Source organism: Sphingopyxis sp., from assembly GCF_035565275.1.
Taxonomy (GTDB): domain Bacteria; phylum Pseudomonadota; class Alphaproteobacteria; order Sphingomonadales; family Sphingomonadaceae; genus Sphingopyxis.
This window is the reverse complement of record NZ_DATMST010000056.1, coordinates 1-13,466: the sequence shown is the minus strand read 5'-3', so window position 1 is coordinate 13,466 and position 13,466 is coordinate 1. Positions and strand designations below refer to the sequence as shown.

Sequence of the window (13,466 nt, the reverse complement as noted above, 5' to 3'; positions counted from 1 at the left end):
AGCCCTGGCGCGCCTTGAAGCGGCGGTTGGTCTTGTTGATCACATAGGTGCGGCCACGGCGGCGGATAACGCGGTTATCCCGGTGGCGGTCCTTCAGCGACTTCAGGCTGTTGCGAATCTTCATGATCTCTGTCCGTAAATCTTGGCGTTGTGACGCGAAGCGGCGCAACTATGGGGATGGGGCCGAAAAGTCAACCGCCCACCGCCCCTTTTTCGTCATCCCGCCAACGCCTTTTGCCGCCGCCGCTGCACCGACGAGCCATAACCCATCGCCTCGCGATATTTGACGACGGTGCGCCGCGCGATGTCATGTCCTTCGGCTGACAATTTCTGCGCGATCGTCTCGTCGGAGAGGATTGCTTTCGCATCCTCGCTCTCGATCATCGCCTTGATCCGGCTCTTCACCGCTTCGGCCGATACCGCACCATCGCCGTCGGTGGCCGAAATCCCGCTCGAAAAGAAATATTTGAGCTCGAACAGGCCGCGCGGGCAGGAGAGATATTTGTTGCTGGTGACGCGGCTGACGGTCGATTCGTGCATGCCGATCGCCTCGGCGACCTGACGCAGCGTCAGCGGGCGCATATGCGCCACGCCTTTCAGGAAAAAGCCCTCCTGCTGCTTCACGATCTCGCTCGCGACCTTGACGATCGTGCGCTGGCGCTGGTCGAGTGCGCGGACCAGCCAGTTGGCACCGGCGAGCTGCTCGGACAGCCACGCCTTGCTCTTGGCCGCGGCGCCTTGCGCCAGCTCGGTATAGTAACGGCGGTTGACGAGCAGGCGGGGCAGGGTGCCGCTGTTGATTTCGACCGCCCAGCCCTTCGCGGTCTGGCGGATATAGAGGTCGGGAACGACCGCCTGCGCGCCTTCGCCGCCGAATTTCAGCCCCGGCTTCGGGTCGTAGCCGCGCAGTTCGCGAATCATGTCGGCCAGGTCTTCGTCGTCGACGCCGCAGATGCGCTTCAGCTGCGGGAAGGCGCCTTTCGCGACGAGGTCGAGATGCGCGATCATCGTCGCCATCGCTGGATCGTAGCGGTCGGCCTCGCGTGCCTGGATCGCGATGCACTCGGCAAGGTCGCGCGCGCCGACGCCCGCCGGATCGAAGCACTGGATGCCCGCGAGCACCTCCTCGATGAGCGCGAGCGGGACGCCGAGTTGCGCGGCCAGCTCGGCGAGGTCGGCGCGCAGATAGCCCGTCTCGTCGATCAGCGCGACGAGCTGGCCCGCGACGATTGCCTCGATCCCGCCGAAACGCTCGCCGACCTGCGCGAGCAGATGGTCGTGGAGCGTCCCCTCATGCTCGGCAAAACTGTCGAAGTCGATGTCTTCGCTCGACCCCGACAGGCCGACACTGTCGCTTGCGCTATCATGGTGAAAGCGCTCCTCGGCGAAATCGACGTCGAGGTCGTCGGCGGTGCCGGAATCGGAGGACAGCGCCTGATCGGTATCGGGGAGCGTCTCGGCGACCGACGGCGCTTCGTCACCCGGCTCGTCCGCCGGGCCATCGCTGTCGGGGGCGCCGGTATCGAGTAGCGGATTGCCCTCGAGCGCCTCGGCCAGATAGGCCTCGAGTTCGAGGTTCGACAGCGCCAGCAGCTTGATCGCCTGCTGAAGCTGCGGCGTCATCACCAGTGATTGCGACTGGCGGAGATCGAGGCGCGGACCCAACGCCATCAGCGGCTATCTGCTCACAAAGAGAAACCCTCGCCGAGGTAGAGGCGGCGCACCTCGGGGTCGGCGACGAGCTCTTCCGGCGAGCCGGCAAGCAGCACCTTGCCGTCATAGATGATGCAGGCGCGGTCGACGAGGTCGAGCGTCTCGCGGACGTTATGATCGGTGATCAGCACACCGATGCCGCGCGTCTTCAAATCGGCGACGAGGTCGCGAATATCGCTGATCGACAAAGGGTCGATCCCGGCGAAGGGTTCGTCGAGCAGCATGATCGACGGATTCGCGGCGAGCGCGCGCGCGATCTCGGCGCGGCGCCGTTCGCCGCCCGAGAGCGCCATCGCTGCCGAATCGCGGAGGCGCGTCAGGCCGAATTCGTCGAGCAGCTCCTCGAGCCGGCGCTCGCGCGATATCTTGTCGGGCTCGCTGAGTTCGAGCACCGCGCCGATATTCTGTTCGACCGTCATGCCACGAAAAATCGAGGTTTCCTGCGGCAGGTAACCGAGGCCGAGGATCGCGCGCCGGTACATCGGCAGCGCGGTGATGTCGGCGCCGTCGAGCATGATGCGCCCGGCATCGGGCTTCACCAGTCCCATGATCGAATAGAAGCAGGTCGTCTTGCCCGCGCCGTTCGGACCGAGCAGGCCGACGACCTCGCCCTTGCCGACCGACAGCGACACGTCGGACAGGACGACGCGCTTGTCATAGCTTTTCGCGATCGAAATGACCGCAAGCCCGTTTCCGGCCGCCGCTTCGTCCTGCACATGCGCCCTGTTCTCGGCGACCCCGTGGTCGCTGTCGGCCGTCAGTGTCGCCGGGGTCGCTTCGTCGTCGGTCATCTACACATCGCTTCCTGATGAGGCATGTGCGGGCGTTACCCGAGGATCGCCGCCGAGGTCAATCTGGCAAGATACTTGCAGGGTGTCGCCCGATGCCTGAAAATGGCCGTTAGTGACCTGCCTGCGGGCCGCGCACGATGCCTGACAGCGCGAGCTGTTCATCGATCGCGGCGAGCAGGCGCGTCAGCGCGGCCTCGTCCTTCGCCTCGGCGCGCGCGACGAGCACATCCTGCGTGTTCGATGCGCGGAGCAGCCACCAGCCGTCATCGGTCAGCACGCGCGCGCCGTCGGTGCGGTCGACGCGGGCTCCCGATTCCGCGAGCCGGTCGAGGACTTCATCCACAATGGCGAACTTGCGGCTCTCGTCGACCTGAAAGCGCATTTCGGGCGTATTGACCATCGGTGCCATATTGCCGCGCAGGGTCGTGACGCTCTCGCCGAGTTTGGTCGCCGCCTCGATCAGCCGCACCGCCGCGTAGGGCGCGTCATCATAGCCGTAATAGCGATCGGCGAAGAAGATGTGCCCGCTCATCTCGCCCGCGAGCGGGCTGCCGGTTTCCTTCATCTTCGCCTTGATCAGGCTGTGGCCGGTTTTCCACATCAAGGGCTTGCCGCCGAGCTCGGCGACGCGGTAGAACAGCGCCTGGCTCGCCTTTACATCGGCGATGACCGTGGCACCGGGCCTGTCTTTCAGCACCGCCGCCGCATAAATCTGGAGCAGCTGGTCGCCCCAGATCACGCGGCCCTCGCCGTCGATCGCGCCGATGCGGTCGCCGTCTCCATCGAAAGCGACACCGAAATCGAGGCTCTTCTCCGCGACGAGCTTGCGTAGATCGGCGAGATTCTTCTCTTCGGTGGGATCGGGATGGTGGTTCGGAAAATGGCCGTCGATGTCGGTGAACAGCAGATGATGCTCGCCCGGAAGGCGCGCGGTGAGTTTCTCGATGACGGTGCCCGCGGCGCCGTTGCCGGCGTCCCAGCCGACACGGAAGGCGCCGCCGGCGAAGCCCTCGACCAGCCGGTCGACATAGGCATCGACGATATCGATGCTCTCCGCCGTGCCTTCGCCCGCGAAGTCGACGGAATCCCAATCGCCCGCGGCGGCCATTTCGCCGATCCGCTGAATGTCGGCGCCGAAGAAGGGGCGCCCCTGAAACACCATCTTGAAACCATTGTAGTCGGGGGGGTTGTGGCTGCCGGTTATCTGTATGCCGCCGTCCACATCCTCGGTTGACGCGGCGTAGTAGAGCATCGGCGTCGGCCCGAGTCCGACGTTCAGTGCGTCGATCCCGGTGGCATTGATCCCGGCGATCAGCGCATCGGCGAGCATCGGCGACGACAGCCGCCCGTCATATCCGACCGCGACCCGTTTGCCTCCGGCGCGGCGGATCAGCGTCGCGAAGCTGCGGCCGATGGCGTCGGCGTCGGCAGCCGAAAGCGTATCGCCGACGACGCCGCGGATGTCATATTCGCGCAGCATCGTCGGGTGGAAGATATGGGTCATCTGGGGCCTCGCTGGGAGAGAAGGATCGTCAGGCGGCGGCGAACAAATCCCCGTCCGGATGCAATCGCTCGCGCGCCGGAAGGTTCAGTCCGCCCATCGCCTCGCGAAGTTCCTGTCGCGCGACGACGTGGCCGATACCCATGCCGCCGAGATGCGCCTTGTCGAGCAGGGTGAGGCCGGCGGGGAAAAGTTCGCGATAGATGACGCGCTCGCCGAGCCCCGGGATGACCCGGAACCCGACGCGACGCGACAGCTGGGTCAGCGCCTCGCCGACACGGCGCATATTGTGCGCATCGACGTGCTGGAGGCGGTTGCGGAGGATGATCCAGTCGATCGTCCGCCCGTCGGTCTTCGCGCGAGTCTTGCGCGTGTCCCATATCAGTTCGGAATAAAAGCTCGGCCGCACGACCTGGAAGGTTTCGGGATCGACCTGTCCGATCAGGTCGAAGTCGATGAAGCTGTCGTTGATCGGCGTCACCAGCGTATCGGCGCTCGTCGCAAGGTGCCGCGCGAAGATGTCGTCGCGGCCCGGCGTGTCGGCGATGATATAGTCGGCATCTTCGGAGAGCCGCGCGACCTGCGCGTCGAGTTCCTCGATCGTCGAGCCGGTGAACACTTCGAATCGCGGGGTCGGCAGCGCGACGTCGCGGCGCTTCGCCGTCTGTTCGCGATTTTCGAGATAGCGGTGGAAGGTGCGCTGCCGCGGATCGAGATCGATGCCCGCGACGCGCCAGCCCTGCGTGGCGAGCGCGACCGCGAAATGCACGGCGCAAGTCGATTTGCCGGTCCCCCCCTTTTCATTGGCGAAGATGATCCGGTGCGGTGCGGGCTTCGTCATGACCGTTGCGATTTTCCTGTTGGCGGCGCATGGCGTCCGCAGGGTTGGTGCATTTGCGCCGCCAATATCGGAGGCCGGGCAAGGGTGCAAATCATCCGTGATATTGCCACGCTTCATCGCGCAGTGGCAGCGCTGAAGCAGGGTGGAAAAAGCGTGGCGCTGATTCCCACCATGGGGGCGCTACACGACGGCCACCTGTCGCTCGTCCGCATGGGACGGCGCGTCGCCGACCACGCGGTGGTGTCGATCTTCGTCAACCCGACCCAGTTCGGCCCCAATGAGGATTTCGCCGCCTATCCGCGCGACGAGGCGCGCGATGCCGCGCTGCTCGCGCAGGAAGGCACAAGTCTGCTTTGGGCGCCTGACGTGGGAACGATGTACCCCGGTGGTCACAGCACGCATATCGAGGTCGCCGAACTGGGCGCCGATTATTGCGGTGCGGCCCGGCCCGGCCATTTCGACGGTGTCGCGACCGTCGTTGCCAAGCTGTTCAACCAGGTGCGGCCCGACATTGCGATCTTTGGCGAAAAAGACTGGCAACAGCTCGCGATCATCCGCCGCATGGCGCGCGATCTCGATTTCGGAATCGACATATTGGGGGCGCCGATCGCGCGCGATACCGACGGCCTCGCGCTGTCTTCGCGCAACGCCTATCTGTCGCCCGAACAGCGCGCGGCGGCCGCCGCCTTTCCGGATGCGCTGAAGATGGCGGCCAAGGCCATAACGAGCGGCGCGGATGTCGCCGAAACGCTTGCCGGGGCGGAGGCCTCCATCATCGAGGGCGGCTTCGACAGCATCGATTATGTCGCGCTGGCCGATGCCGCCAGCCTCGAAAGATTGGACATCTTCCGCTCGCCCGCGCGCCTGTTGGCAGCGGCACGGATCGGAAATACGCGCCTGATCGACAATCTGCCGGTTGGCTGATTAGCGCCAATACTCTCCGATTTCCGGGGTTTTCGAAAGCTATCCACAAAAAGTCGCAGCATTGTTAACGCTTTGTTGACCATAAACCGCAAATTTGGACCCCGAGGCCTCCATGTGGGGTGGAGCCAAAGGGGGTTATCATGGCGAACAGTCTGAAGTCTGCCCAATATCTGATCGAGAGCCGTCTGCTCGACGCCGCACGCGGCGACGCCAATGCCTATTTCGATCTCGGAATTGCTTTTTCGACCGGCACGGGCGGGGTCGATGTCGACCTGATCCAGGCGCATAAATGGTTCAATCTGGCCGCGCTGGGCGGCAATGTCGAAGGCCAGCACTGCCGCGCCGACGTGTCGAGCGAAATGTCACAGGGCGAAATCGCCGAAGCACAGCGCCAGGCACGCGCTTGGCTCGACGAGACGGCACGCCGTCCCGCCGCACGCCGCTTCGCGGCCTAATCCTGCCGCTTGAACGGCGTGTGCCCTTCGAGCCATTCCATCTCTACCGCTTCCGCCTGCCGTTCCTGTTCGAGATAATCGGCAACGGCCCGGCGAAAGCCCGGATCGGCGATGAAATGCGCCGACCATGTCGCAACCGGTCCATAGCCGCGTGCGAGTTTGTGCCCGCCCTGCGCGCCCGCCTCGACGCGCCTCAGCCCGCGTTCGATCGCGATGTCGATCGCGCGATAATAGCATAGCTCGAAATGCAGATAGGGGATCTCGGCGAGGCATCCCCAATAGCGGCCATAAAGCGTATCGGCGCCGAGAAAATGCAGCGCGCCGGCGACGGGCCGCTCTTCGCTGTCATGGGCGATCAGCAGGATGATTTGCTCCGCCATGCGCTCGCCCATCAGGTCGAACGCCGCGCGCGTGAGATACGGATGCCCCCATTTCCGCGCGCCGGTGTCCTGATAGAAGAGCCACATCGCATCCCAATGTTCGGGCCGGATCGCATCGCCCGTCAGTTCCTCGATCCGCAGGCCGTCGACAGCGTGCAGGCGTTCCTTGCGGAGCTGCTTGCGCTTTTGCGAGTTCAGCGTGGCGAGGAAATCGTCGAAGCTGGCGTAGCCCGTGTTCGCGAAATGAAACTGGATATCGCGGCGGACGAGCCAGCCGGCTTCTTCGAACAAGGGCATCTGGTCGGGCGCGACAAAGGTCGCATGTGCCGACGACAATTCATTTTGCCGCACCACCGCCTCGGCGGCGCGGAGCAGCAGCAGCGTATCGTCCTTGCTCTTGGCGAGCAGGCGCGGCCCCGGCACCGGGGTGAAAGGTGCCGCGATCTGCAGCTTCGGATAATAATTGCCTCCGGCCCGCGCCCAGGCGTCGGCCCACGCATGGTCGAAGACATATTCGCCCTGGCTATGCGACTTGAGGTAAGCGGGCGCGGACGCGACCAGCGCACCGCCGGCATCCTCGACGAGCAGCGGCGCCGCCTGCCAGCCGGTCCCCGCCCCCACGCTGCCCGACTCCTCGAGCAGCGACAGGAAGGCATGGCCGACGAATGGATTGCCGCCATCGTGCAGCGCGTCCCACGCCGCTGCATCGATCGCGCCGACGCCGGTGCCGAGCGATATCGTCCGCGCGGGTGGATCGGCTTCGGCCACCGTTATTCTCAGGCGGGCTTCACCGCGACGATCGCGTCGGCCTCGACCGCGGCGCCAAGCGGCAGCACCGCGACGCCGACCGCGGCACGTGCATGGCGGCCCGCTTCGCCGAACAGCGTTTCGAACAGCTCGGACGCGCCATTGGCAACCTTCGCCTGATCGGTGAAGCCGGGGGTGCTGTTGACGAAGACGCCCAGCTTGACGACGCGCTCGACGCGCGACCAGTCACCGCCGAGCGCCTGCCCGATCTGTGCGACGAGCATCAGCGCGACGCGCTGCGCGGCATCCTGACCGCCCGCGACATCGACATCTTCGCCAAGGCGGCCGGTGACGACCTGACCGTTGCGGAACGGCAGCTGGCCGCTGACGTAGAGCAGGCCCCCATGCTCGACGACGGGAACATAGGCTGCGACCGGCGCGGCGGGCTTGGGCAGTTCGAGGCCGAGTTCGGCGATTTTGGCGGCGATATCCATGGGGTGTTCCTTGATCAGACCGGTTCGGGGGCCGGGGCGGGGATGTTTTCGGCAAGGCGCGCCAATATCCAGCGCTGAGCCTCTTTCCAATCGTCGATTCGCGCGTGGGCATAAGGCGACGGCGCGATCTTGCCGGCAATCGCGGGCTCGCCGACGAGGTGGAGCCGCCACACATCGGGTGCTTCGTGCGCGACCGACTGATGATGGCCGGCGAGATCGTCGATGAAGACCGCGACCGAAGGCTGATATTCTTCGATCAGGCGACGCACGGGTTCGCCCTTGCCGCCGCGGCTGCCGATCACCGGCGCGTGGAAGTCGTGCAGCGCGAGCTGTTCGATCCGCGCCTGCTGATGTTCGGGGCCGACGTTGGTGAGGACGACGATATCGGCCTCGGCACCGATCGCCGCCATCGCGGCGAGCGCGCCGGCTATCGGATATTGCCGCGTCATTTCCTTGCGGAAAAAGCCATCGAGCAAAGGCCATACCTCGGCCGCGTCGAGCGGCGTGCCGCATTCCTTGCGCTTCAGCGCATTCGCGAAACTTGCATCCTCAATGCGGAAAATCACGCCATGCTCGGCGTCTACCCACTCGGCGAAGGGCACGACCATGTGCATCAGCACCTCGTCGCAATCGGTGATGACGAGCGGGCGGGTCATGCAATCGTTCCTTCAAGCCGATGGGCGGCGGCGGCAATGCCGGCGGGTGGCACCTGCAACGCATCGGCGCAGGCGACAAGATCGTTTTCGTGGGCAGTGAGGAAGGAGAGGATCGCCGCAAGCGTCGCCTGCTCGCCGAGCGAGGCACGCAGTTCGTCGGGCGCGAGGCCGGTGAGCCCGAGCAGCCGTTCGGCGCGCGGCTCGTCGCTCAAAATCCAGCCGAGCGCGCGGAGTGCCAGCGCCACGTCGTCGTCGTGCACGAATCGATTTCCCTTCGCCGCGATACAATTGTGTCATGCGGCCGATTCGCCTAAACGGGCCGCGCACGCAAGGTGGGGAACATAAGTAACATGGGCAAGACCATCCTGGTCGTCGAAGATAACGAGCTCAACCTTCGCCTCTTCTGCGACCTGCTCAACGCCCATGGCTATAGCGCGCATCCGGTGCGCGACGGGCGCGACGCGCTGGCTAAAGCGCGCGAAGTGTCGCCCGATCTGATCATCATGGACATCCAGCTGCCGCACGTCAGCGGGCTCGAACTGATCGGGCAGATGAAGGCCGACCTGACGCTGCGCGCGGTGCCGATCATGGCGGTTACCGCCTATGCGGGCAAGGGCGACGAGGAACAGATCCGCGCCGCCGGAGCCGAAGCCTATGTCTCGAAGCCGATTTCGGTGATCAAATTCATCGAAAGCGTCGGGGTATTTGCCTAGGGTCAGGACCCTGGGCGCCGTTACGCCCGTCGGCTGGTCGTCCGGCTCCACGGCGCGGCATAGTGGATTTCCACCGCAGCGGCCGATGCCGCGATCACGGCACTCCACAGGCGCCCGAGCGGGCTTGCATCGCGAATACGGGTCATCTTGAGCCTCCTGCTGCCGCACCGTTGGGGAGAATAGGCCGGCTGGCCCGTTGGTGCGGATGGGCGTTTCTACCGTCGCTACGGCAGCGATTGGCGCTAAAATTCGCCGTGTGATCGACTAATTTTCGCGTTATTGTAGCAAGTATGCGAAAAATGATCGATCTCGACGATTTCGACCGGCGGCTTCTCGAACTGGTACGCGAGAACAATCTGGAGCCGGCGCGGATTCTCGCCGAAAAAGTCGGGCTGTCGCTGTCGGCCGTGCTTCGGCGCCTGCGCCGGTTGCGCGACGAAGGCGTGATCGTCGCCGATATCGCGGTGGTCGACCCGGCGCTCACCGGCTCGGCGCTCACGATGCACGTGCTGGTTCAGATGCAGCAGGCGGGCCCGCAGACGATGGACAATTTCGCGCGCGAAATTGTCCGCCATCGCGAAATCACCGGTGCGTGGGACGTGACCGGCGACGATGATTTCCTGCTGAAGATCCAGGTCGGATCGATGGAGGAATATGATGCCTTCACGCGCCGCGCGCTGGGTGAAGACAAGGGTGTCCATTCGTTCAAGACCCTGATCGCGATCCGCAGCATCATCGAAAATGACGTGGCCCGGCGTCCGCTACGCGATTTCTGATCCGGGATGAGGGAAGGGCGATCGGTCAGTCGCCGCCCAAGGACGCCGTTTCTTGGAAAAAAGAGGGCGACCGCATCGCTGCGGCCGCCCCAGTCGTCAGGATGACGGAAAATCTACGGCGCGCTGGCGACCTCGGGCAGGGCGGGGTTGAAGCCCGGCGGGTTGACGCCGCCGTCGGCGATGAACTGGTCGAGCCGCGCTTCGAGCACGGGGAGCGGCACCGAACCCAGTGCGAGAATCGCATCGTGGAAATGCCGCTGGTCGAACTTGTCGCCCAGCGCGGCTTCGGCCTCGGCGCGCTTGCGGCGGATCAGCATTTCGCCGAGCTTGTAGGCGAGCGCCTGTCCCGGCCATGCGATATAGCGGTCGATCTCGGTCGTGATTTCATGCTCGGACAGTGCGGTGTTGCCGCGCAGATAGTCCTGCGCCTGCTGCCGGCTCCAGCCATAATGGTGGATGCCGGTGTCGATCACCAGCCGCGACGCGCGCCACATCTCGTAGGAAAGGCGGCCGAAATCCTCGTACGGCGTTTCGTACATGCCCAGCTTGCTGCCCATCCATTCCCAATAGAGCGCCCAGCCCTCGCCATAGCCCGAAAAGCCGGTGCCGCGGCGGAACGCCGGGCGGCGCGTCGCCTCCTGCGCCACCGCCGACTGGAAGCTGTGCCCCGGGTTGCATTCATGGATGGTGAGTGCGGTGAGCGTGTAGAGCGGCCGTGACGGCAGATCATAGGTGTTCATCAGGCAGCTTTCGAGCCCGCCGCGCCCGCCGGTATAAATCGGCGCCAGCGCCGGCGGCACCGGCAGGATCGCAAAGCGCCGCCGCGGCAGGAAGCCGATCGTCTCGGGCAGCTTCGCGTCCATCCGCTTCGCGACATAGGATGATTTGGCGAGCAGTTCGTACGCCGTCTTCGGATAGAATTGCGGGTCAGTGCGCAGGAACTTCAGGAACGCCGGCATGTCGCCCTTGAACCCCGTGCTGGCTTTCACCTGTTCCATCTCGGCCTTGATCCGCGCGACTTCCTTGAGCCCCATCTGGTGGATCTGTTCGGCGGTCAGGTCGAGCGTCGTGAAGCCCTTGATCTGTGCCTGATAGAAGGCGGGGCCATCGGGCTCTTTTTCGGCCGCGAGCGTGGTGCGCGCCTTCTTCATATAATCGTCGCGGATGAAGGCGTAGAGCTTGGCATAGGCGGGGGCGACCGTCTCGCGGATCACCTTCTCGCCCTCGGCGCGCAGCGCCGCCTGTTCAGCGGCGGGGATCGTCGAGGGCATTTCCTTGAACGCGTCGTAGAAGCTGTTGGTCTGGTCGGCGGGCAGGTACGGCTTGATCGTCACGTCGCGGCCCTGCACCGCAATCTGCGGCACGCTGAAACCGCGCGCGAGACCCGCGCGCATATTGGCGGTCTGCTCGTCGAAGAAGCGCGGAATGTCGCGCATGCGGGCGATGTAGTTGCGATACGCCTGCGCGGTCGCGAAGCCGCCGCTGCGCGGATTGAGCCCCGACCAGAAGAAGGTGTCGGCGTTGAACGGCGCTTCATAGACCTTGTATTTGATGTCGTTCGCCATCGTTTCGATCGACTGGCGGAAAACCGCGGCGTTGACCTTTTCCTCGGGCGAAAGCTGGTCGACCGGGATCGCATCGAGCTCGGCGAGTGCCTTGGTCCAGTAATCGAGCCGCGCCTTCTGGGTTGCAGCGTCGACCTTGGGCAGGTGCGTCGGGCCGTCGCCGCCGCGTCCGGTGCGCAGTCCCTGCTGCTGGCGCCAGTCCCATTCACGCTCGTACAGCGCCTTCAATCGCGCATCCGCGCTACCCGTCGCAGGCACCTGTGCGATCGCCGCCTGCGCGGCAAAGGCCGCCAGCGCCAGCGCGGCCGTGCGCGTCACCGAAACTCCGTTCATTGTCTTCTCCCTCTGCCCGTCCGGATCAGTTCGCGGCCCCTGCATTTTCAATTACCATCGGCCCTGACGGCAGACCGCGCTCGGCCTTCGATTTCGCCACCATGTCACGGATTTCGGCGCGCAGTTTTGCCGCGTCGTAGATGATGCCGTCCTTCACGGTGTAAGCGATGCCGCCGACGCGCTCGACCTTGCCCGTTGCGTCGTTCAGCTTCACCGTGCCGGTGCCGAAGAGCAGCTTCAAATTTGCGAGCGGATTCCCTTTGACGATCACTAGGTCGGCCTTGCGACCGACGCGGATCGTGCCGACCTGATCGTCGTGACCGAGCAGCCGGGCGCCTTCCTGCGTCGCGGCGTGGATCACCTCGAGCGAGCTGAAACCTGCCTCGCGCATCAGTTCCATCTCCTGGATGTAGCCGAAGCCATAAAGGTTGTAGATATAGCCGGCGTCGCTGCCGATGGTCACGCGGCCGCCGCGGTTCTTGTAGTCGTTCACGAAGCGCATCCAGCGCCGGTAATTGTCCTTCCACGCCATTTCATGCTCGGTGGTCCAGTCGAACCAGTAAGCGCCGTGGTTGACGCGGCTGGGGCGGTAATAGTCCCACAGCGCCGGCATCGTATATTCATCGTGCCAGCTCGCGCGACTCATGCGCATGAAATCGCGGCTTGTGAGATAAGCGGTGAAGGTCGGGTCGAGGACGAACTTGCGCTCGAGCAGCGTGTCCATCACCTTGTTCCACGCGTCGGATCCGGGCTCGGCGGTTTGCGCCCACAGCCGTCCTGCCTCGCCGAAGCGCATTTGCTCGTCATTGTTGATGAAGTCGGTCGGGAAGGACTGGACGCGCTTGTCGGTGAACATCGCCTCGGGCAATCCGTACCAATGCTCCATGCTTTCGAGGCCCGCCTCTGACGTGTTCAGGACATTGGCGTAGGCGACGAGCTGCTGCGCGTGGTGCATCGTGCTGTGAAGCCCCAGCTTTTTCGTCTCGTCGATCGCGGCGTAGAGGACATCCTCGGGTGCCCCGCCGATGAACTTGATACCGTCGGCGCCGCGCTTCTTTGCTTCTTGAATGACCGCGCGCGCAGTGGCGGCGTCGTTCACCGGGCCGCGGATCTGGTGGAACATCGGATAGATGTCGATACGCGGTGCGATGATCTCGTTGCGTTCGCTGCGCTTCTTGATGTCGACCAGCCATTCGATCGGATGTCCGCTGCCAAGGTCGCGGACCGAGGTGATGCCGTGCGCCATCCACAGCTTCAGAATATAGTCCGACGGCACCTTCTGCGAATCGCTGAGCGAATGGAGATGGACGTGCGCGTCGACGAAACCCGGCATGACGGTATAGCCGGTCAGGTCGATGTCATGATCGCCCGGCGCGGCGCGCGCGGCGGGATCGATCGCGCCGGGGGCGCCGATCGACTTGATCTGCGCGATGCGGTCGTTCTCGATCACTATATCGAACGGGCCCTGCGCAGGCGCGCCGGTGCCGTCGATCATCGTGACGTTGCGCAGCACGACGCGATTGAACGGGCCGATGCCCTCGGTGCGGGCGGGGATGGGGTCGGCGACCGCTGGCCCG

Annotated in this window: 16 protein-coding genes; 4 read left to right on the top strand and 12 right to left on the bottom strand. The window is 64.7% G+C overall.

Annotation, left to right across the window (positions count from 1 at the left end; all coding sequences use genetic code 11):
- The 5 genes from ykgO to VN047_RS03725 all read right to left on the bottom strand — a co-directional run.
- Positions 1-124: type B 50S ribosomal protein L36 (gene ykgO / locus VN047_RS03745; RefSeq protein WP_003046794.1), on the bottom strand; the 124-nt coding region annotated here is incomplete at its 3' end.
- A gap of 92 nt (positions 125-216) precedes the next feature.
- Positions 217-1,671, bottom strand: coding sequence for an RNA polymerase factor sigma-54 (gene rpoN / locus VN047_RS03740; protein ID WP_325540161.1), 1,455 nt, complete (start codon positions 1,669-1,671; stop codon positions 217-219).
- 14 nt (positions 1,672-1,685) lie between these two features.
- A complete protein-coding gene (lptB, locus tag VN047_RS03735) occupies positions 1,686-2,504 on the bottom strand; it encodes an LPS export ABC transporter ATP-binding protein (RefSeq protein ID WP_325540160.1) in 819 nt (272 codons plus the stop codon).
- 109 nt (positions 2,505-2,613) lie between these two features.
- Positions 2,614-4,008 carry a phosphoglucomutase/phosphomannomutase PgmG gene (gene pgmG / locus VN047_RS03730; protein ID WP_325540158.1) on the bottom strand — a complete coding sequence of 465 codons (1,395 nt, stop codon included), beginning with the start codon at positions 4,006-4,008 and terminating at the stop codon, positions 2,614-2,616.
- A 28-nt stretch (positions 4,009-4,036) separates the two neighbouring features.
- Positions 4,037-4,846, bottom strand: coding sequence for a division plane positioning ATPase MipZ (locus VN047_RS03725; protein WP_325540156.1), 810 nt, complete (start codon positions 4,844-4,846; stop codon positions 4,037-4,039).
- Between the two features lie 84 nt (positions 4,847-4,930).
- Between VN047_RS03725 and panC the strand changes: the two genes are divergently transcribed.
- Positions 4,931-5,770: a pantoate--beta-alanine ligase gene (panC, locus tag VN047_RS03720; protein WP_325540154.1), complete on the top strand. Its 840-nt coding sequence runs from the start codon at positions 4,931-4,933 to the stop codon at positions 5,768-5,770.
- Between the two features lie 140 nt (positions 5,771-5,910).
- Positions 5,911-6,225 carry a hypothetical protein gene (locus VN047_RS03715; RefSeq protein WP_325540152.1) on the top strand — a complete coding sequence of 105 codons (315 nt, stop codon included), beginning with the start codon at positions 5,911-5,913 and terminating at the stop codon, positions 6,223-6,225.
- On the opposite strand, the gene VN047_RS03710 is transcribed toward VN047_RS03715, so the two are convergent.
- The 4 genes from VN047_RS03710 to VN047_RS03695 are packed head-to-tail and all read right to left on the bottom strand — an operon-like array spanning position 6,222 to position 8,762.
- Complete coding sequence (locus VN047_RS03710; RefSeq protein ID WP_325540150.1) at positions 6,222-7,373, bottom strand: GNAT family N-acetyltransferase; 1,152 nt, start codon at positions 7,371-7,373, stop codon at positions 6,222-6,224. The two genes, VN047_RS03715 and VN047_RS03710, sit on opposite strands and share 4 nt — an antisense overlap.
- A gap of 8 nt (positions 7,374-7,381) precedes the next feature.
- Positions 7,382-7,846 (bottom strand): RidA family protein, encoded by a 465-nt coding sequence (locus VN047_RS03705; RefSeq protein WP_325540148.1) that lies wholly within the window; start codon positions 7,844-7,846, stop codon positions 7,382-7,384.
- Between the two features lie 14 nt (positions 7,847-7,860).
- Complete coding sequence (locus tag VN047_RS03700) at positions 7,861-8,502, bottom strand: HAD family hydrolase (protein WP_325540146.1); 642 nt, start codon at positions 8,500-8,502, stop codon at positions 7,861-7,863.
- Entirely contained in the window at positions 8,499-8,762 is a 264-nt protein-coding gene (locus tag VN047_RS03695) for a DUF3572 family protein (RefSeq protein ID WP_325540144.1), read from the bottom strand. Before VN047_RS03695 ends, VN047_RS03700 begins: the two co-directional genes overlap by 4 nt.
- A 90-nt stretch (positions 8,763-8,852) precedes the next feature.
- Between VN047_RS03695 and VN047_RS03690 the strand changes: the two genes are divergently transcribed.
- Entirely contained in the window at positions 8,853-9,215 is a 363-nt protein-coding gene (locus VN047_RS03690) for a response regulator (protein ID WP_325540142.1), read from the top strand.
- A 20-nt stretch (positions 9,216-9,235) separates the two neighbouring features.
- On the opposite strand, the gene VN047_RS03685 is transcribed toward VN047_RS03690, so the two are convergent.
- Positions 9,236-9,361, bottom strand: a complete 126-nt coding sequence (locus VN047_RS03685) for a hypothetical protein (protein ID WP_325540140.1) — start codon at positions 9,359-9,361, stop codon at positions 9,236-9,238.
- 153 nt (positions 9,362-9,514) lie between these two features.
- Here VN047_RS03685 and VN047_RS03680 point away from each other — a divergent pair, with 153 nt between their 5' ends.
- The gene (locus VN047_RS03680) at positions 9,515-9,991 is read left to right on the top strand and encodes an Lrp/AsnC family transcriptional regulator (protein ID WP_325540138.1); all 477 of its coding nucleotides are present in this window, start codon (positions 9,515-9,517) and stop codon (positions 9,989-9,991) included.
- A gap of 113 nt (positions 9,992-10,104) precedes the next feature.
- Here the strand turns inward: VN047_RS03680 and VN047_RS03675 are convergent, their stop codons facing one another.
- Together VN047_RS03675 and VN047_RS03670 are read right to left on the bottom strand one after the other, a co-directional pair.
- Positions 10,105-11,889 (bottom strand): DUF885 domain-containing protein, encoded by a 1,785-nt coding sequence (locus tag VN047_RS03675; RefSeq protein WP_325540136.1) that lies wholly within the window; start codon positions 11,887-11,889, stop codon positions 10,105-10,107.
- 25 nt (positions 11,890-11,914) lie between these two features.
- On the bottom strand, positions 11,915-13,466 hold a 1,552-nt coding region (locus VN047_RS03670), incomplete at its 5' end, for an amidohydrolase family protein (protein WP_325540134.1).

What these genes read in the sequence shown, in the direction of transcription:
- VN047_RS03715 (WP_325540152.1), top strand. Translation starts at nt 5,911, where the DNA reads ATGGCGAACAGTCTGAAGTCTGCCCAATATCTGATCGAGAGCCGTCTG.
- VN047_RS03685 (WP_325540140.1), bottom strand. Translation starts at nt 9,361, where the DNA reads ATGACCCGTATTCGCGATGCAAGCCCGCTCGGGCGCCTGTGGAGTGCC.
- VN047_RS03705 (WP_325540148.1), bottom strand. Translation starts at nt 7,846, where the DNA reads ATGGATATCGCCGCCAAAATCGCCGAACTCGGCCTCGAACTGCCCAAG.
- pgmG (WP_325540158.1), bottom strand. Translation starts at nt 4,008, where the DNA reads ATGACCCATATCTTCCACCCGACGATGCTGCGCGAATATGACATCCGC.
- rpoN (WP_325540161.1), bottom strand. Translation starts at nt 1,671, where the DNA reads ATGGCGTTGGGTCCGCGCCTCGATCTCCGCCAGTCGCAATCACTGGTG.
- VN047_RS03725 (WP_325540156.1), bottom strand. Translation starts at nt 4,846, where the DNA reads ATGACGAAGCCCGCACCGCACCGGATCATCTTCGCCAATGAAAAGGGG.
- VN047_RS03690 (WP_325540142.1), top strand. Translation starts at nt 8,853, where the DNA reads ATGGGCAAGACCATCCTGGTCGTCGAAGATAACGAGCTCAACCTTCGC.
- VN047_RS03680 (WP_325540138.1), top strand. Translation starts at nt 9,515, where the DNA reads ATGATCGATCTCGACGATTTCGACCGGCGGCTTCTCGAACTGGTACGC.
- VN047_RS03700 (WP_325540146.1), bottom strand. Translation starts at nt 8,502, where the DNA reads ATGACCCGCCCGCTCGTCATCACCGATTGCGACGAGGTGCTGATGCAC.
- VN047_RS03675 (WP_325540136.1), bottom strand. Translation starts at nt 11,889, where the DNA reads ATGAACGGAGTTTCGGTGACGCGCACGGCCGCGCTGGCGCTGGCGGCC.
- lptB (WP_325540160.1), bottom strand. Translation starts at nt 2,504, where the DNA reads ATGACCGACGACGAAGCGACCCCGGCGACACTGACGGCCGACAGCGAC.